This window comes from Microbulbifer sp. ABH2_005, from assembly GCF_056160005.1.
This window is the reverse complement of the sequence record NZ_JBSWWI010000001.1, coordinates 1,314,094-1,334,285: the sequence shown is the minus strand read 5'-3', so window position 1 is coordinate 1,334,285 and position 20,192 is coordinate 1,314,094. Positions and strand designations below refer to the sequence as shown.

General features: G+C 43.2%; 5 protein-coding genes and 2 tRNA genes. 2 read left to right on the top strand and 5 right to left on the bottom strand.

What is annotated here, in order from left to right; all coding sequences use genetic code 11:
- Nucleotides 1-329: 329 nt before the first annotated feature.
- Nucleotides 330-1,583: a c-type cytochrome biogenesis protein CcmI gene (gene ccmI / locus ACXAFI_RS05915; RefSeq protein WP_475108047.1), complete on the bottom strand. Its 1,254-nt coding sequence runs from the start codon at nucleotides 1,581-1,583 to the stop codon at nucleotides 330-332.
- On the bottom strand, nucleotides 1,580-2,107 hold the full coding sequence (locus ACXAFI_RS05910; RefSeq protein WP_253868615.1) for a cytochrome c-type biogenesis protein: 528 nt from the start codon (nucleotides 2,105-2,107) through the stop codon (nucleotides 1,580-1,582). The genes ccmI and ACXAFI_RS05910 overlap by 4 nt, the downstream gene beginning before the upstream one ends.
- A gap of 174 nt (nucleotides 2,108-2,281) precedes the next feature.
- Between ACXAFI_RS05910 and ACXAFI_RS05905 the strand changes: the two genes are divergently transcribed.
- Nucleotides 2,282-2,357: transfer RNA gene (locus tag ACXAFI_RS05905), tRNA-Val, on the top strand.
- Nucleotides 2,358-2,405: 48 nt separating this feature from the next.
- Nucleotides 2,406-2,482, top strand: a tRNA-Asp gene (locus ACXAFI_RS05900).
- A gap of 130 nt (nucleotides 2,483-2,612) precedes the next feature.
- Here the strand turns inward: ACXAFI_RS05900 and ACXAFI_RS05895 are convergent.
- From ACXAFI_RS05895 to ACXAFI_RS05885, 3 genes are all read right to left on the bottom strand, one after another.
- Nucleotides 2,613-3,407: a thioesterase II family protein gene (locus ACXAFI_RS05895; protein ID WP_475108046.1), complete on the bottom strand. Its 795-nt coding sequence runs from the start codon at nucleotides 3,405-3,407 to the stop codon at nucleotides 2,613-2,615.
- Nucleotides 3,404-5,035 (bottom strand): cyclic peptide export ABC transporter, encoded by a 1,632-nt coding sequence (locus ACXAFI_RS05890; protein ID WP_475108045.1) that lies wholly within the window; start codon nucleotides 5,033-5,035, stop codon nucleotides 3,404-3,406. Before ACXAFI_RS05890 ends, ACXAFI_RS05895 begins: the two co-directional genes overlap by 4 nt.
- A 148-nt stretch (nucleotides 5,036-5,183) precedes the next feature.
- Complete coding sequence (locus ACXAFI_RS05885) at nucleotides 5,184-20,192, bottom strand: non-ribosomal peptide synthetase (RefSeq protein WP_475108044.1); 15,009 nt, start codon at nucleotides 20,190-20,192, stop codon at nucleotides 5,184-5,186.

Below are 20,192 nucleotides of genomic sequence, written 5' to 3'. Positions count from 1 at the left end.
TAAACTCGGTATTTTTATCTTTGCCGGCCCGATCACCAAACACTCAATTGTACATGGCGCCACCGGGGCTTTCAGCGCGGCTTTTCACAGTATCTTTTCACGCGGATTATCGGCCTGAATGGCCAGTGGTCAAGTCATGATCGCGCATCGACTTTAACTGGTACCCAACGCCAACATTTCAAGCAATACAAAATCAGCAGAAACGGCAGGATAAAATCTTATTAACTGCCGGCGCGGCTGTGACCGCTCGGGCGTCAAATAGTTCTCAGGCCGCGACACTCAAAAGAGCATCGCGGCCTGCCGACGGAATGCTTGAATACCGAATAAATTTACAGCTCTCGGTCGATCACGATGGACTGTGACTCACCCCAATCGGATTTCGGCAGGGTCTTAATTGAGCCCTGCCAGTCGCCCGCTGCAGGACGCGCATCGCCACGTAAAGCCAGGCGCGCGACCAGTTGCACCGTATCCACGGTGGAGATGGAGCGCCCCGGCATCATTGCCCGGGATTCATCCAACACCACTTCGGCAGGCAGCTGCCCCGCGGTCAGGCGCACAATCGCCAGGGGCATGGGACTATCAGTGCTGCGGGCGTAAATAAACACCGGGGTCGATGGATCTGCATTGACTTGATCACTTAAGCTCACCTGCACACGGATTTCCGCTGCGGCCTTGCCCTCAACTGCAGAATCTTCCTCTACAGCGGCCTGAACAATCTCGACCGCACCATCTTTACCATCTTCAGCCAGGGCCTTTTCTGCGCGGGCCACACCCGCCGCCAGCGCCTCTGCCGCGGCAGACCCAGGCGCCAACTGTGCCAGCGCACCCTGCCAGTGATCCCGCGCCTTGCGGTAATCCTTATCCTCATAAGCGGCAATTCCCGCCAACCCCAGCGCCGTACCATTACTCGGCTGAGCCTGCAACACTTGACCAACCAGAGTGCGGATTTCATCGGTTATCTTAGAGCCGCCAGCAAAAAACAACGCTTGCGCCAACTCAGCCTTGACCATAACCGCTTCGGGTTCCCGCGACAGCACATAGCGATAGGCACTCACCGCACCGTCGATATCACCACTAACCAGAAGCCTCTGAGCCAAGACGAAGCGACTGCTCAAATCCTCTGGATGTGTCTCGGCCCGCTGCTTCAACTGATTGGTAATTCGCTCTTCTGCCGAGGGGTCGGTTTGCCCCTGCTGACTGGCCAACATCTCACGGTACAGGGCTACTTCCTGCGGGCGTTCAGACAGGACATAGGCCCCCACTGCAACCACAGGCACCAGAACCGCCAAACCAATCAGCAATCCGGAACCGCGCCGTGAGGGGGTAACTGCATCAGCACCCTCTTTGGCGCTCAACAGCTCCCGGGCCATCTCCGCTTCTAGCTGGGTAAATTGCTGCTCATCCATAGCGCCACTTTCTACGGCTGCGCGAAGCTCTCGTGTACGCTCTCGGTACAACTGCGCCAGGGCTTCACGCTTGTCGCCACCCGAGCGTCGAGCTCCAGCCCCACGAAGCCCAGGCAAAAGGAAGACAAAAGCTAACAGTAATAGCAGGATCGCCAAACCAAACCAAATATCAGTCATTTGCTCTTCTTCCCAGGGTCAGTCAAATCTTCCAGGTCATCACCCAGCAGTTTCTTCAAACGGTGCCTCTCTTCAGCGGTCAACTCACCAGAGCCATCCTCTTGACTGGCACCGGTACCACTGCGAGAACGCACCACAATCACAATCAAAGCCAGCAGGCCCACCAGGGCAAAGATGCCGGGAGCCAACCAAAGCGCCAGGGTATTGCGCTGCACCGGAGGCCTATAGAGAACAAAGTCCCCATAACGGGCCACCATATAGTCAACAATTTCTTTATCCGTGAACCCTTCTTCCAGTAGCCGGCGAATTTCCCGGCGCAAATCGGCAGAAATCGACGCATCCGAGTCGGCCAGATTTTGGTTCTGGCATTTTGGACAACGCATTTCTTCGATCAGCACCCGGTAGCGTGCCTCCAATTCTGGAGAGGACAACTTCTCCGTCTCCACCACCGCCTGCGCCACAAGCGAAAGGCACAGCACACCAAACGCAAGTAGAAATTGCCCCAGCCAGCTTTTCTGTTTCACGGTTTGTCTCACGCTCATACCTGGAAATTTACGCGATTATAACAGTGTCGCCACCTGCCGGACACGCCCACCATCTCACGGTTAAATGCCTTAACTCATTGAAAGACAAAAAAAAATTCAAAAAAGGCGTTGACGCCGCGGGGAATTTCATTAAGATACGCAGCTCCTGACGAGGGGTGGTTAGCTCAGTTGGGAGAGCGACGGCCTTACAAGCCGTAGGTCACAGGTTCGACCCCTGTACCACCCACCACTTCTCTTACTCTTGCCCGGCAAGAGCAACAAAGAGAAGCAGGAATGCGGACCGGTAGTTCAGTTGGTTAGAATGCCGGCCTGTCACGCCGGAGGTCGCGGGTTCGAGTCCCGTCCGGTCCGCCATATACAAAAAAGCCCTGCTCACAAGAGCGGGGCTTTTTTGTATATGGCAATATATGAGACCTTAGCAACAGCTAAGGCCCTCACCTAAGGGCCCGTTAATGCTTGCGCACAAAACCAGCCTGCAACCACCTTAAGCCGCTAATGTAATTTCACTCAACTCCCGAGCAACCGCGCGTACAACCTCTGATCGTAGAGTATTAATAAAAAAGTGGCCATCATTAAACATTTCCAGAGAGACCTCCCCCTCCATGCACTGCCTCCAAGCGAGAAGCTCCGGCTCCAACACGGTTTGATCTGAAGCACCTCCAAAAAGCGCTACTGCGCCCTTGTACTTCCAGTCCACACTGCAAGAATAAGTTTCACTTAGCGAAAAATCGGCACGAAGAATTGGGAGAAAAACCTCCATCAATGGAGGGCTTGCCAAAACTTCCTCTGGTGTACCGTTATATTTCCTAAGCTCGGCCAACAAAGCCTCATCTGGCAGAGTGTGAAGCTTCTTTTCCTGAATCAAGTGAGGAGCCTTCTTGGCTGACAAGATTAGAAGCTTTGGCTCATCAAGACCTAGTAGGGACAACTTTCTGGCGACCTCAAAAGCAATAAGTGCACCATTACTATGCCCAAAAAAAGCTGTAGGCTTTGTGTTAAGCCTGGAAATGACTTTGGCAATAGAATTTGACAATTCATCTAGCGAGTGAAGCAAAGGCTGGCCGAACCGCCGGCCACGCCCAGGTAATTCGACGCCGAGCACCTCAACATCTAGGCCTAACTCACTTTGCCAGCCTTGAAACACTTGCGCACTCCCCCCCGCGTAAGGGAAACAGCACAATCTAATTGGCGCCGAGCTTGCACAGGTAATTTCATCCCGTTGAAACCATTCGTCTACATTTTCAATTGAGCTCGTATGCATTCTTCCCGCATAGTTCATTGTGAAGACAACTCCAATTCTTGAATGACCGACTCCTCCTGATACGCCTTACCGAGCTCAAAATTGTACATCCTATCCGCCACATCAAAGTACTTATCGTCATGAGAAATAACTATCACGGTTTTACCATCTGCTTTAAATGCTGGAAGTAATTCCCGATAGAAATAGTTCCTAAAAATTGGATCCTGATCAGCCGCCCATTCATCAAAGAGGTAAATAGGGGCATCTTCAGCACAAGCTAGTAGCATGGCCAGCCTTTTTCGCTGACCTTGCGATAAATCAATTGTCGATAGCTTTCCATCAACAATATCTACTTTGTCTGCCATCCCCAAGCGCTCGACATGAGGCCAGACATCCACCTTTGAAACCAATTCTCCCTTAGAATTAAGAATGTGCTCAAACAAATAAAAGTCAGAAAAAATAGTAGAAAAATGATTTCTATACCACTGAATGTTTTTTTCTGAAATCTCAACATCGCCGAGATGGATACTGCCTGAACAATGAGAATATAAGCCGACTAGTGCTTTCGCAAAAGTTGATTTACCACTTCCATTTCCACCCCGAATAAAAACTACCTCCCCCTCAGAGGCCTCGAAATCTACCGGGCCAATTGAAAAGCTTAGATCACCCGATTCCTCATAACTATACCTTAAACCTCTAACAGATATCTTACCCCATCCGTTAACATCGTTCTTCTCGGTCACTCTATCCACAAGTTGGTTTTCCACCAAACTTAGCGATTGAACTTTTTTATAAGCAACTCGCCCCTTGAAAAGAAATTGGAAAGAACGCATTACAAAATTTAGAGGCCCCACCATATAAGTAGTAAATAAAACAAAACCCGTTAAAACCACAATCTCAATTTCATACACCGCAAAAGCAAAATATACAAGCAGCCCCAAGCAAAAAAACAGGATAGTTGATGCCCAACTTTGAGTCAAAACCCAATATGTCAGTGCGCTGGACTCGAGCGTTTTTACCTCTTCCAATCTAGGTCGTGCTAATTGTTTTAGAAAGAAACTTCTCCTAGCCTCATTTAAGCTTAACTCCTTACTTCCATCGACCATACCTTTAAACATGCTAAACATACCATCCTCACTATCCCTTAAAGCAGTGAAAATCCTAGCGCCCCGATACATAATATATGCCGTCAACGAGACACCACTACCCAAGGATAAAAAAAGAACGGTGAACATGATCGGAGACAAGTACGCCAAATAGCTGAAGCACAGCAATATTGTTGTGAGGTTTACAACAAATACCGGTATAATTGCCAACGCCTCAGAGAGGCTATTTACATCGGTGGTGATAGTAGCATGAATTCTGTGGCCCCCTATCTTCTCCAGCTGTTCGTAGCTCGTGCCCAATACACTTTCAACCAACAAAGAGCGTATACGAAAGACCAAAGATGTTCCTAGTCTTGCAAGTAGCCATTGCGAAAAAAAACCTAGAGTGAACAACAGAACGATGGCCACAAGAAACGTGAGGACAAAATCATCCATTCCTGCCCCTGCTAGAGAGGCATTGATCATAGAGATCAGCCATAGACTTACGCCTGCACTTAACGCGCTCAATATCGCCGCAAAAAATAGCTTCCATTTATATTCTGAAACAATTTTCGAAATCACTATATATCCTTAAAAGGCAGCAGGCCAGCGATCGACTGCCGGCCTACTATTTACTTCACACCATCAAAGTGATGCAGTATTTACTAACAGCCAGTACTCCCTGTATAGAAACAAGTGAAACTTGCCATACAAAGAGGAGGGGGGCGATTTAGAGCTTTTCACTCAACCGCCGATCAAATACCTCAGATAAACCCCGAACATAAGGGTCTCTGACAAGGTTTGTATGATCGCCCTCAACCTCTATTTGAATAATTTCCCCTTTCGCATAATGGCTCCACCCATAATCACTCAGCTCAGCGTCGCTACCTGGAACTCGGTACAACTCTAAATCTATTCCTGCAACAGCTGGACGATATACCGATAGGGCAAACCCTATATCAACAAGATAATTAAAATATCGATACACTATAGACCTATCCAGCTCCTGAGGAACGAAACCAGTAGAAAAAGCATCATTAACCAACCTATCCACACCCTGATCAACATCAAGAGTAGAAATTTTTTCCCAGTCAAATTGATCTTCAAACAAACCTTTAATTCGATCAAACCAGGAAAATACAGATTTATTTAGATTTTCAATTGGCCTTTCATCAAATAAACCAACATAACCAACTTTGTACCCCGCATTCTTTAATTGAACGGCAACCTCGTAAGCAAGGGACCCACCCAGCGACCATCCTACTAAGTGGAAGCCCCCCCCAGAATGTTGGTTAATTAGAGCCCGCATATAAAATCTCGCCAATTCCTCCAATGAACTAAAACGATATTCTTCCGTAAGTGCAGGAGACTGAACGCCATAGACAGTGCCAGCAAAATTCATACTATTTGCCAACCTCGTATAGCAACCCACATTTCCTCCCAAAGGATGAAAGCAGAAGATCTGACTATTACTAGCTCCGTGCTTTAATTTAATAAGACATGAATCAGCCAAGTTAGAAACTATCAACTCTGATAATTTACTAGCAGGATTAACATTAGGACCTGGACCAACAGAGGTAACGCTTGAAGCAAGAGCCCTCAAACCATTCCTGTACAAATCGACCAACTTCTGAGCCTCACTCTCCGTATATTGAGAAGAGCTGTACTGGAGGTTACAACGTAACTTTCCTCCTGTTGCAATCAAAGTCAAAGTGATCCGATGGGAAGGCCGCCTTCTTGGGCTAACGTTTGAACCAGTTGACTCCCTAGCGACAGAAAAATGATTATTCTGCTTGGTAGATTGGTCAAACTGGCCCAGATAATTAAATAAGATTTCCGGTTTTGAATAGGTTTCTATAAGTGAGTGCCCCAGCATATACCTGTAAATACCATAACCTATACCCTGTGAAGGAACTTCATTAAGTTGAACCTTAACAGCCTGAAGCTGCTTGAGTAGGTTATCACTTGCCACTTCCAGCGCTATAGGGTAAATAGATGTAAACCAACCAATGGTTTGACTTAAATCGAGACCTGAATCCAAGCCATCTCTACCGTGACTCTCAACATCAAAGCGAACGGTATCTTCACCATTCCATTGTTTAATCGAAATTGATAATACGGTTAACAATAGTTCATTGATTTGAGATGAGTAGACTTCACCAGCCTTCAGCAAAATATCCTGAGACTCGCTTATTGACAACTCAAAACCTACATTAGAAAATTCTGAAAGAGTCATAATGTCATCATGCGAATCAACATCAAGCATATCGAGATTAGACCAGTATTCAATTTCATCAATGAAATTTGGAGAGCGAGAAATTTGCAGTAAGTAAAGAGCCCAATCTTTAAAAGAACTAGTCTTGAATCCCGCGGAAAGCGGCTGTTTATTTACTAACTGAGTCCAAAGCTGCTCAATATCCTGCAATAGGATCCTCCAAGAAACACCATCAATTATTAGATGATGAACAATCAATAATAATCGACCCTCACCACTTAGATTCTCAATAAAAATAGCTTTTATCAACGGACCATCTAAAATCGATAAGCTTCTCTGCGCCTGTTCCGCAATATCTGAAAAACCCGAAAATGAATCATCTTCAAAAAAATAACTTTCGACACTAGTAGATACCAGATCTTCAATTTCGAATTGATACTTACCTATCCAGCTTGTATCTCTGTATTCAAAAGTTAGCCTGAAGGAGTCATGCTTACTAAAGACAACTCTCAAAATAGACTTCAACTTTTCGACGTTAAAACCGGGCGGGGTCTTCAAAACTATTGACTGATTATAGTGATGCAGATCCGTATCATCTTGAAAAAATTCACTCTGTATAGGGATCAAGTTAAGTGTTCCCGAGACGGGTTCCTGAGAGACCTCAATTTTATTTAAATTTTTAACATTCGGTGCAAGTGCCGAAATAGTTTGATACTCAAATATTTGCTTGACACTAATTTGGTAACCTTCCTTAGCGGCACTGGAAACCAACTGTAAAGAAAGAATTGAGTCGCCACCAATCTCAAAAAAACTCTTCGTCGTATCAACCCTTGAAATCGGAACACCAAGAACTTGCGCCCAAATAGCTCGAAGATTAGTTTCAATAAGGTCTTTAGGTTCAGTTATATCAACAAGACTAAAAGAGTCCTCTGGGATGCGCAGCGCTTTACGATCAATTTTTCCATTAGGGAGAACATTGAACTCATCAACTTCAATGATCATTGAAGGAACCATATAATCCGGAAGGCGCTCCTTCAGGAAGCGCCTTAGACATTCAGGTACTGAAAAATCTCCCTCAACCTTAAACCCAGTTGACTCCACCCAAGCTATCAGCTGTTTCCTACCATCCGGGCATTCTCTCACGTCAATAACAGATGCTGATACAATGCGATGCTCAGAGAGCTTTTGCTCGATCTCTCCAAGCTCTATTCTAAATCCTCTCAATTTCACTTGGTCATCAGCACGTCCATGGAATACTAAATCACCATTTTCCAGGTAACGAACTAAATCGCCAGTTTTATAAAGCCGAGCTTTAGGTAAGTCAGAAAATGGATCACTGGAAAAACAATCCGATGTTATTCCGTCGTTATTTAAATAACGCTCTGCCAGTATTCCACCTCCGATATATAATTCTCCTACAGCCCCCCATGGAAGAAGATTTTTATGCTCGTCCAGTACATATAGCTTCCTATTCCCTACAGCACTTCCAAGAGGAAGGTATAATTGTGCTTCTGTAATATCCGCAATAGTAGTTGTTATTACAGCTTCTGTTGGCCCATAGGCATTATACAGCTTACATGTTTTGTCAATATTTAGCTCTCGCCAACGCCTTACCAGACCAATTGTAGGAGCCTCACCTCCAACAACGACTCTGCTTAGGGTTGATTTATTCCAAAATCTAGAATTGACCGTGTCATCTGATAATAATTGGGAAAGGTAGTTAGGCGATAGATCCGTAATCGTGATTTTATTTGCATCTACAAATTTTGAAAACTCAATACCACTCCATAAGTCCTTTTCCCGCAAGTATACTCTCGCACCAACTGTTAAAGCAGCAAACACTTGCTCCCCAAAGGTATCAAAACTAAATGACGCAAACTGTAACACTCTATCCTTATCTGATATAGATAGAACTTTAGTTACAGCGAGTATATGGTCGCTCAAAGCACCATAATTAACGACGACACCTTTTGGTATTCCTGTGGTGCCAGAAGTATAGATTGCGTACACAGGACTCTTACGGCTACGTTTTGGAGCTATAAAGTCAGCTTGCCCTTCACCTACCCAGTCATATAGATCTAAGACAAACTGATTATCAACATCAAAATCAAACCTACCCACTAAATGACTCTGAGTGAGTATAGCCCCTGCTCTAGAATCTTTGAGCATAAACTCTAAACGCTCGAGCGGATAATTCGGGTCAAGGGGTACGTACGCAGCTCCGGACCTGAGAACAGCCAGTACAGCAACAATCATCTCAATCGATTGATTCATGCAAATTGCTACAAAGGATCCTTCAGAAATACCGGACCTGATCAAATCATCTGCCAATCTATTTGAGCGCCGATATAACTCACCATAATCTAAGCTCTCCTCCGAAAAAGTTACCGCATGCTGCCTCGGGAAACGTGAAGATTGCAGCGTAAATAGATCTAAAATTGCATGATCGCGCTCACTCACACCAGGCCCAACACTCTCCTCGTTGATTCTATTTAAATCACTAGAAGAAATGCAGGACAGCTCTCCTAATTTTCCTTCAGCACAGCTTGAGATATTCTGTAACAATTGTTCCAGTTGCTCAGCCATTCTTTGAATTCGAGACTCAACAAATAAGTCTGTATTGTATTCAAAGCTTAATTGAAGCCCATCTCGCAATTCTGAAACATTTAACGTTAGGTCATATTTTGCTACTGAACGATCAAATTCATAAAACTCAACACTAATATCCTCCAGCTCAGCCTCAACTGGACTATTAGTATCCATTGAAAGCATAATCTGGAAAAGTGGTGAGTAAGCGGTGCTACGTTCAGGTTTCAGTAGGTCTACCAACTGTTCAAAAGTAAGCTCTTGATGAGAAAGAGCATCCAGATTAACTTTTTTTACTTGGGAAAAATACTCATGTAACGATTGACTACCATCACAATCCAATCGTAAAACCAAAGTATTCACAAAGAATCCTACAACCGACTCAATCTCCTTTTGCGATCTATTTGCAACAGGAGTTCCCAGTACTATATCGTGATCATTACTTAATCTTGACAGTAAATAGGCGAATGAACCGTGAAGCAACATAAAGAGCGTTATATTGTATTTCTCCGCAGCGCCCTTCAAATTAGCCAATAACTTGTTATCTAGGAGTCTATGTATAGTCTTGCCGGAATACCTTTGCGTAATAGGACGAACAAAATCCAGTGACAAATTATGCACTTGAGGTATCCCAAGCAATTGGGTCTTCCAAAAATTTCTCAAATCTGAAAGCTTATCGCCAAGCAACATCTGTTTTTGCCAAACAGCATAATCTATATATTGAAGTGGGAGATCCACCTTTCTAGGGGCCTCTCCCCTACCTAGGGCCTGATATATATCAAGAAATTCTTGGGCGAGTATCCTCATAGATCGTCCATCAGCAGCAATATGATGAACATTGATGATTAGCACTCCATAATCCATCGGTGACTTAATAAAAGTTGCCCTCAGCATCAAGTCAGCTGTCAAATCAAAAACCCTGGATATTTCACTCTTAATTGTAGCGTCTATTTTCTCCTCAATCTTCCACCTTGATTCATTCCCCAAATTTATATACTTGAGAAAAAAGGGACTATATTCAGAAATTACCTGTTTAGCTCCATCACCATCATCAATATAATTAACTCTTAATATTTCATGCCTGGAAATTAGAGCTGCAAACGCGACCTCTGCAAAATTGATATTAAATTGTCCGGAAATTTTTATCGCCAGAGGTATATTATATTGACTGCCACCTCCTTCCAGTTGATCAATAAACCACAATCTTTGTTGTGGAAGAGAGAGATCAAAATGTTTCGCATCTCTATCGACTGGCTCAATCTTTGAATCAACACAATTATTTTCTGAGTTTTCTATTATACTCGCCAATAAATGTAACTCAGGAGCCTCAAATACTTCACGGACAGATAACTTAACATTAAACTTATCAGACACCTCTGCCACTAGCTGAACTGATAGCAATGAGTGTCCCCCTAGCGAAAAGAAATTTGCGTTCTGCCCTATATTTTCAACATCCACTTTGAGTAAGGTAGACCAAATAGTAGCTAGAAATCTCTCTATTTCCGTTTTCGGGGCTAAATATTCCTCTCCTAGATCATTTGGCTCCGTAAGAGCTTTTCTGTCTATTTTACCGTTAGGTGTGATCGGCATTACATCGAGTATGGCTAGTCGCGTAGGTACCATATAGCCAGGAAGCAGTTCTCCGAGTCTCCTGCGAATATCATCTTTAACAAAATTAACCGAGACCGAAATATCAGAGCTCAGAACAACATAACCTGCCAAATATTTATCATCCCCACCACCCCATACTTTCACTGCTGCGTCCTTGACATCAGACAGAGTACTCATTGTGGACTCGACATCACCAAGCTCTATTCGATATCCGCGAATTTTTATTTGGTGGTCCGAGCGCCCTACGTAAATCACCTGCCCACTGCTGAGAAGGCGAACTAGGTCTCCTGTCCGATAAGTTCGACCTTGAGAACTCTCCCCGAAAACAGAATTTGTCAATGATATTTGGTTATTATATCCACTATTGACACTAGCCCCAGAAATTAAAAGCTCGCCAACCATACCACCGGGAACCGAGTTTCCACTACGATCGACAATATCAAAATTTACGCCCTGTATCGGTCGACCTAAAGGAACAGAGATTCCAGACTCCTCGCCAGTTACAGAGGAATAAAGGACATCCGACAATACCTCAGTCGAACCATATAAGTTGAAGAATTTAACGCCTTTGAAAAGGCTAATTGATCGTTTGGATAAATCTATAGAAAAAGCTTCGCCGCTAACAAACCAATATTTCAGGCTTGTCAACTCCGCGGAAAATGATTCTTTTGCCCTACACATTGCGCGCAATAAAGAGGGAGCAGTGACAATCCGGCTTACTTTCGTTCTTTGTAGTTGAAGGATAAATTCCGGAGTATTTTTAATCGTATCTCGCTTGAAGAGAACTAAAGGGACACCGGCACACATAGGTACGAATAGTTCCCAAACAGCTCTTACAAACGCCATCGAAGTAATATGACACGCTATTTCCTCTTCACCAAACGGGAAGTCATTTAACATCCAAGCAATACGATTTTGTGTGGCTCCATGAGTACCCAACACTCCCTTCGGACGCCCAGTTGAGCCGGAAGTATAGATAAGGTGCGCGACAGTACCCCTTCTTATCTCCGAACAAACAGGCTTATCAGAACTAAAGGACAAGTACTCCGTGACAGTTGACGGATGATCTAGAGTAATCAACTCAATATTAGGTGCAAGATCTTGAACCCACTGAATTGATTCCAGATCAGTAAGGATCACCTTAGCTCTGCAATCCTCAAGAATATAGGACAAACGATTAGCAGGTAGCTCAGACGTCAGAGGCACATAGGCCGCTCCGAGCTTTAAAATTGCCCAAATCGAGACAACACGATCAATACTTCTTGAGGTTGCGATAGCAACCTTATGAGTCGATCGAATATCAAACTGCTTAAAAAGATAATTGGCTAACTGATTAGCTTTTTGATTCAGATCGCCGTATGAAATAGCCATATTTTCCATAATAATGGCCGGTTTGTTCGCGTAAATCTCTGCATTTTCTTCGAATACATCAATTATACTTTCGAACTTCTCATCAGTTCTCGGTAGCGCTGCCCCAGACCAACCATGGCCATTCTTCCATGGAATAGAAAATACTGCCGCTTCTGGGTTGCCCACAACGTATGATAAAAGAAATTCAAACTCATTCGCTATCGTTTTTATCGTAGCTTCATCAAATAAGTTTGCATCATAGACCCACCTAAAACTTAAACTGTTGTTTTCAATATTTTCGTTGATATATAAAGTTAAATCATACTTATGCTCTATCTCTCCGGCAGATTTCAAAGCTTCAATTTCCAAGCCAGGAATACCGGCAGTCTCTCCTCCAATATTATCCATATTGATGAGAATTTGAAATATCGGCGTAAATTCCGTGCTCCTATCAGGGCTTAAATGTTCGACGATAAGCTCAAGAGGTACATCTGCATAACTAATCGCCTCAAGATGCTCGTTACGGCAACGAGCTATTAGTTCATTGAAACTTGGATTATCTAAGAACTGTGTTCTAAATACCTGCGTATTTAGAAACAACCCTACCATAGAATCAAGTAGCTGGTTATTTCGACTAACCGATGGCGCACCTACTACAACGTCAGATTCGTTGCTACATCTTCCAATATGTAGTGAAAGCCCAGCCTGCAATAACATAAACAATGTTGCTTCATTCTTTTCCGCTAGAAGCTTTAATGAAGTCGTTATTTTAGAATTAACTCCATTGTAAAAAATGCCTGTGCTTTTCTCACCACCGCTTACCCGGATCCTATCTGTAGGGAGACTATGTATCGGTGGAGCATCGACCAGCTTCTCTTCCCAAAATTTAAGCTTCTGAGCTAAAGTAGCTCCTTCCATGTACCTACGTTGCCATATAGCGTAATCCCCATACTGAACATCCAGCTCCTTTAACTCTGAAGATCTATTTTCCTTTAATGACGTATATATATGCGAAAACTCGTCAAATAGAACTCGCATTGACCACCCGTCTGCGGCAATATGATGCAATGTAAGTAATAGAATTCTATAACTGCTGCTAAACTCCAATATAGAGCCTCGCAACAGTAAGTCCTCCTGAAGATCAAATTTATAAGAAGATTCCAGTTTAATAGTTTCTAGAATTACCGCATCTTGCTCTTCAGGTGAAAGCCTATTTAGTTTTGTAACTTGAAAAGAAAAATCAAATTCCTCTCGTACTACTTGTATCGGACCTTGCTTCCTCTGATAAAAGCACGTTCTCAGGATTTCGTGCCTTTTAATAACCTTATTTATGGCTCTGTTTGCAACAACCACATCAAAATCGCCGGAGATCTTGAAGGCATGGAACATGTTATATTGAGTCGAGTCTGGAGATAACTCATTTAAAAACCAAAGCTGCTGCTGAGCAAATGTAAGTGGTAGCTCAACAATATTTCTATCTCGAGGAGTCAAGCGTACCTCAGACGAACCGGCACCGGACGTAGCAACCAACACTGAGAGCTGCCTTAATGTCCTTGCACTAAAGACATCCTGCACAGTTATACGGACATTAAGCTTATCTTCAATAAGGTTAACTAGGCGTACACTTAATAGTGAATGCCCGCCTAGGGCAAAAAAATTGTCATTGAGGCTAATCCGCTCATATTCTAGCCCGAGTAAGTCGGCCCAAATACCTGCAAGAATTCGCTGGAATTCATTTTCGGGAGCTAAGAAATTAACGCAGCCTAGTAAAGCAGGTTTAGGTAAAGCGCTTTTATCTAACTTACCGTTAACTGTGAGTGGTAATTCCTCTAATACAGAAAAAGCAGCAGGTATCATATGCGTCGGCAACCTGGATTGTAGCGCTTCCAGCACCCAAGTAACTAATTCTTCATCATTTGTATTCTCTACGGGGCATAAATATGCAACTAACTGACCTGGAAGATCATCCCGAACTAACACTACCACGGATTTGATTCTATTTAGATCCAATAGTGCGGCTTCAATTTCTCCAAGTTCAATTCGAAAGCCACGTATCTTTACTTGTTCATCAGCTCGACCGATAAACTCCAGGCGACCATCTGAAAGTTCACGAACTAGGTCTCCTGTTCGATAAAGCCTCTCACTCTCGTTATTAGGGTTAAGTATAAACCGATCAAAATCTAAATCCGGTCTGTTATAATACCCTCTAGCCAGCCCCACACCACCAATATACAATTCTCCGATAGCGCCAGGTGCAACAGGCTGCTTGATCTCATCGAATATATAACAATAGGAATTGGCTATTGGCCTCCCTATGCTCTCCCTGTCAACCCTACCAACATAAGATTCGCGCAGGGATGTTATCGTACACTCTGTTGGTCCATATAAGTTGAAATATGTACGCCCTATAGACCAGTACCTAGCAACATTGAGTGGGCAAGTTTCTCCTCCCGTGCCAATGACCTTGAGAGAGGGTAATAATTGCTCTCTCTCAGCAGCAAGTACGGCTGCAGGGAGAATTGCATGGGTTATATTTTGATCTCTAATTATTGTAGTTAAATCAGACTGAAGGTCTACCAAGTAAATAGTTGCCCCAGAATTTAGCCCTGCAAATAACTGCCCAGTGGCTGGGTCAAAATTGAACGATATACAATGTAGCAATCGATCACCGCAGCCGAGTTTAAAATCCTGGATTTCTACATGGTTGAGATTAAGTAAACTCAGGTGCTCAACTAAGACGCCCTTTGGACGGCCCGTCGACCCTGACGTATAAATTAAGTATGCTAATTGACGGCCATCTCGCTCTACAGCAGGTGCTTCAGGCGACTGCTCCTGCCAAGAACAGCGATCGAGCCACAACACATCAACTGAAATATTGTTCAGTAGTGACTGACTTTCAGTTTCTCCCAGTACCAGACTAGCACCACTATCTTGTAGCATAAAGTTCAGTCGTGTCTTGGGATATGCAGGATCAAGGGGAACATATGCTCCTCCTGCCTTCAACACCGCCAATATGGCAATCACTAAGCGTGGTGTTCTCGGTAAACACAAACCAACTTTGCTTTCCGGTACTACCCCATTATTACGCAACAAATTGGCAAGCTTGTTGGCTTGTCGATTCAACTCACCATAGCTAATTGCTTGCCCCTGCCAAACAATTGCCGCAACATCAGGTTGTAATACTGCTTTCTCTTCAAAACGTTGTTGAATATGGCCACTAGGAACTGGTACTACTTCGCCACGAAGGCCCATTTGAGCGGAGGGTTCAACTAAAGGTATTCTTTCAAGCTTATCATTTCCGTGTAAGGGAATATTTCTCAACATTATCATCAATTGTGTTGCTAGTTGACGAATATGCCCCTCATCGAATAACTCATTGTTATAGTCGAATTGAAAACCCAGGCCTGATTCTTTGTCGGTCACACTTAGAGTTAATTCAAATTTTGCCTGAACATCCTCCTGTTCAAAGCTGCATAGCCGAGTACGAGGCAACTCCAAATTAGTTCGCTCATTATTATCCATCGTAAACAAAACTTGGAATAACGGGCTATATTGGGTACTTCGTTCGGGGTTAAGCCTCTCAACTAAGTGCTCAAATGGAACGTCCTGATTTGCCTGGGCATCTAAATTGACTTGCTTTACCTGCTGTAAATAGGTAGATAGAGTTTGTTCTAGGTTGCAGTTGAGTCTCAGCACTAAAGTGTTAACAAAGAACCCTATCATTTCCTCCAGTTCTTGTTGTAAACGACCGGCAACAGGTGTACCCACTACGATATCGCTTTCGCCGCTATGGCGAGATAATAGCAAGGCAAAAGCACCATGTAATAGCATAAATAACGTCACCCCACTTTCCAGAGCAAACGCTTTTAGAGCCTCCCCGTTACGTTTATCTAAAGTTAAACAAACTCGCTTTCCTTTTTGACTCAATTTTTGTGGGCGCGTGTAATCCAATGGCAGATTATGAACAAGGGGTAGTTCACGAAGCTGCTCATCCCAATATTCCAACTGGCAAGTAAAAGCCTCGCTATTAAACCAATTTCTCTGCCAACTTGCATAATCTGTATACTGAAAAGGAAGCGGCGGCAACTGATCACTCATACCTGCCAAAATAGCTTCGTACTGTATTCCAAACTCTTTTACTAATAGCCCTATTGACCAACCATCAGCAGCGATATGGTGCATATTAATATATAAAACACCTTCATCCTCAGCTGTATGTATGTAGCCCGCACGCAACATTAAGTCATGGGCCAAATCAAAAATTCTGTTCTGTTCTTTGCTAAGCTGCTGCTGGATTTTTTCAAAACGTTGATCTGTAAAAAAATAACTAAGGTCTGAACGTACTAGAGAAAAAGTGCCGGAATCCTGTATACGCTGTTCTACACCTTGTCCTTCATCAACGAATACAGTACGTAAGGAATGGTGACGGGAAATGATTCGAGTAAATGCCTCTTCGGCTGCCTCTTCTGAAAAGCTCCCGGTAACCGAAAAAGCGCCAAACATATTGTAATGGGGACTACCACCTTCAAGTTGATCAATAAACCAAAGGCGTTGCTGTGCAAAAGATAAAGGTATGGGACCGACAATATCACATGACGGGCTTATCTGAGGCCGTAGGGCAGATTCTTGTGTTTGATCAATACGTCGCGCAAATTCAGCCAATATTGGGCATTCAAATATTTCTCGAACTGACAATTCCACGCCAAATTCAACACGTACAGCAGCAATCAGACGTACAGATAGAAGTGAATGCCCCCCAAGAGAAAAGAAATTTGAATTAGCTCCAATTTTGTCTCTTGGCAACTGCAATAGATCAGACCAAATATTTACAAGCCTTTTTTGAATTTTTCCCTCTGGCTTTACATATCGGCTATGTGACTCAATACGACTAGGCTCTGGAAGCGCTTTTTTATTAACTTTACCATTGCTGGTTAAAGGTATTTTATCGAGCTTCACATAAAAGGAAGGATGCATATATGACGGGAGTTTATTGGCAAGTGTACTCTTTATCTCCTCCACTTCGTCACCCACCAATTCAGGGTGACGAAACACAATATATGCAATTAGATATTTCTGTCCTTCAGTTAATTCACGACACATGACAACTGCCGTTTCAACATGCTCGTGAGAAATAAGATGGTACTCTATTTCACCCAACTCAACTCGATAACCTCGTATTTTGATTTGGTCATCTATCCTACCAACATATATAAGCTCCCCTGATGGACGAAGCCTCACTAAATCACCCGTTCTGTAGTATCTCTCACCTTTTGGTATCATTGACACAAATCTTTGACTGGTGAGATCTTGCCGATTCAGATATTCCTTAGCCAGACCATGCCCACCAATGTATAATTCCCCTACCGCCCCTAAAGGAACTTCAGATCTATGTACATCTAGGACCTTTACTCTTACATTATTCAGGGGAATCCCTATATTTGGATATTCTCCTTCTATAACACTATAAGTACTGTTTACACAGCACTCCGTAGGTCCATAGACATTTATAGCTGAACGCTCATGCAGAGTTTTCCATTTAACCAGACGATGCCATAAATCTTGAGATATATCTTCACCACCAATCACTAAGTTTGGAAGATAGGAAGCCAAATTTTGGCTAAACCAACTTTCAAGAAGAGAGGGAGTGCAGTCCATAACCTGGATATTAAATTTAGAGATTAGCCTTCTGAGTTTAGCTCCCTCTCGCTTTATGTCCTCACCAACAATGACAAGGGACACGCCACCAGCCAGCTGAATAATACTTTGTAACGAAGCATCAAACGCATAAGAAGAAACCCAACCCCATACGTCCCCCTCTTTAATTAACCCCCAATCTCGCATATTATTGGCCAGATTGGTCAATGATTCATTCTGAATAAGTGCCGCTTTGGGTTGTCCAGTTGAACCGGAGGTGTAAATCCCGTATGCCAAATCCTTACTGGAGTCTCTATCATATATTGTGAGGTTCGCAGTCGAACGCTGTGCTAACTCAGCCTTAAAGAAGGCATCATCAACAGTAATACTACTCACCCCTTTTACCCGGTTCTGTAAAGATTTATGAGTTATAAGTAACTCGACACCACTGTCCTTGAGAAGGAAGCCCAAACGTGACGAAGAGCTAGACGGATCTAATGGGACGTAGGCTCCCCCAGCCTTCCATATAGAAAATATGGCCACTATAATATCGATCGAACGGTTAAGCAGCAGGCCTACTAGTACATTTTCTTTAACACCATTCTCTCGAAGGTAACAACCAAGCTGATTTGAATGTTCATTCAGCTGTGCGAACGTGAGAAATTCATTACCATCAGATACAGCTATTTGGTTGGGCCTATTTTGGATCTGACTCTCAAACTGAGAGCAAATACTTTTAAAAGTAGTAGAATTGAACTCTGGAGCCGAATCCAACTTATGAATAAGTTTAAGTTCGTTATCATCAATATAATTTAAGTGTCCGACAGGGCAATCAACACGAGCTACTATGTCTTTCAGCAAGCACTGAAAATTAACTGCCATTCGAACAACAGACTCCAACAAAAACAGCTCTGTATCGAACTCAAATGTCAAGCGAATACTATCATCAACTTCAACAGCGTTTAGTAACAATTCAAACTTACTATGACCAGTTTGGCTTTCTATAAACTCCAACTCAACATCTGGCAAATTTAATGTCTCAGGCTGAGTATTATTCATTGAGAACATGATTTGAAATAACGGCATATAACCAGTATTTCTGTCAGGGCATAAGCGCTCGACCAACTGATCAAATGGTACCTCTTGATTGTTTAGAGCATCAAGGTTAACTTTCTTGACTTCATTTAAGTATTCGCTAAATGCAACTTCAGAAGTACAAGTAGTTCTTAGTATAATTGTGTTAGCAAAAAAACCAATTAGGTTTTCTAATTCTTTAGAGCCTCTATTAGCTACAGGCGTACCTATTACAATATCTGACGAAGAGGAATACTTGGCAAGTAACACGGAAAATGCTGCATGCAGCAACATAAATAGGGTGACATTATTTTCTCGAGCTATTTTTTTAAGCTCAAATGATAATTGGCGATCTAGGTTAATCACGTACCTGGATCCACAGGTATTAAATTTTTTTGAGCGGGGTTTATCTAACGGTAGGGTGTGGACTGCAGGAAGCTCTTGTAAATTAGACTCCCAAAAATTAAGCTGAGTTTTAACGCGTTCACTTTCTAAATATGTACGCTGCCAAATCGCATAGTCCACATATTGTACTGGTAAATCAGGAAGTAGCCAGCCCTTATTAGAAGTGAGTTTCTCATATAGCGTAGCAAATTCTCTTAGCAAAACCCCAGTAGAATGGCCATCTGAAGCGATATGATGCATACTAAAGGTTAAAACTCCTTCTATAGGGGATACCTTTGCATAGGAAACACGCAACATAAGGTCTTGAGAGAGATCAAACAGACTTACTCCCTCACTCTCAATCAGGTCTTTAATCTGCTGACTTCTTTCTGCATCGGATAGCTCAGAAAAGTCTAATCTTCTAATATAAAAATCATTGTCTTTAAGCACCTGTTGATACGGTTCACCCTCAACTTCCACGAATATTGTCCGGAGAGATTCGTGGCGATCTATAATGATACGAAATGACTGTTCCGCTATATCAACATCAAACTTTCCAGATACTTTCAGCGCACCTGGCATTATGTATTCTGCTCCATCACCCATTCTATCTAAAAACCAAAGACGTCGCTGAGTATCGGATACCGGAAGTAAGTCAGAACTACGAACCACTGGGACAATCTTAGCTAGATCATCAATTTCTATAGCGCCTCGAGAATCATTCTCTAAAAACGACTGAAGAGACACTTTGTGCTCTCTAATCATTTCAACAAATTGAGGTTTAAGCTTGCCCTTTTTTGCCTTTGCTTTTAATTTCCCTTCAGCAACATACAAATGGATACCCGCACCATTTAATATTCTTATAACTTCGGCTGTCTTATCCAT

Bases quoted from the DNA above. Each gene is read 5' to 3' on its own strand.
- ccmI (WP_475108047.1), bottom strand. From the start codon at position 1,583: ATGACTGATATTTGGTTTGGTTTGGCGATCCTGCTATTACTGTTAGCT.
- ACXAFI_RS05895 (WP_475108046.1), bottom strand. From the start codon at position 3,407: ATGAACTATGCGGGAAGAATGCATACGAGCTCAATTGAAAATGTAGAC.
- ACXAFI_RS05885 (WP_475108044.1), bottom strand. From the start codon at position 20,192: ATGGATAAGACAGCCGAAGTTATAAGAATATTAAATGGTGCGGGTATC.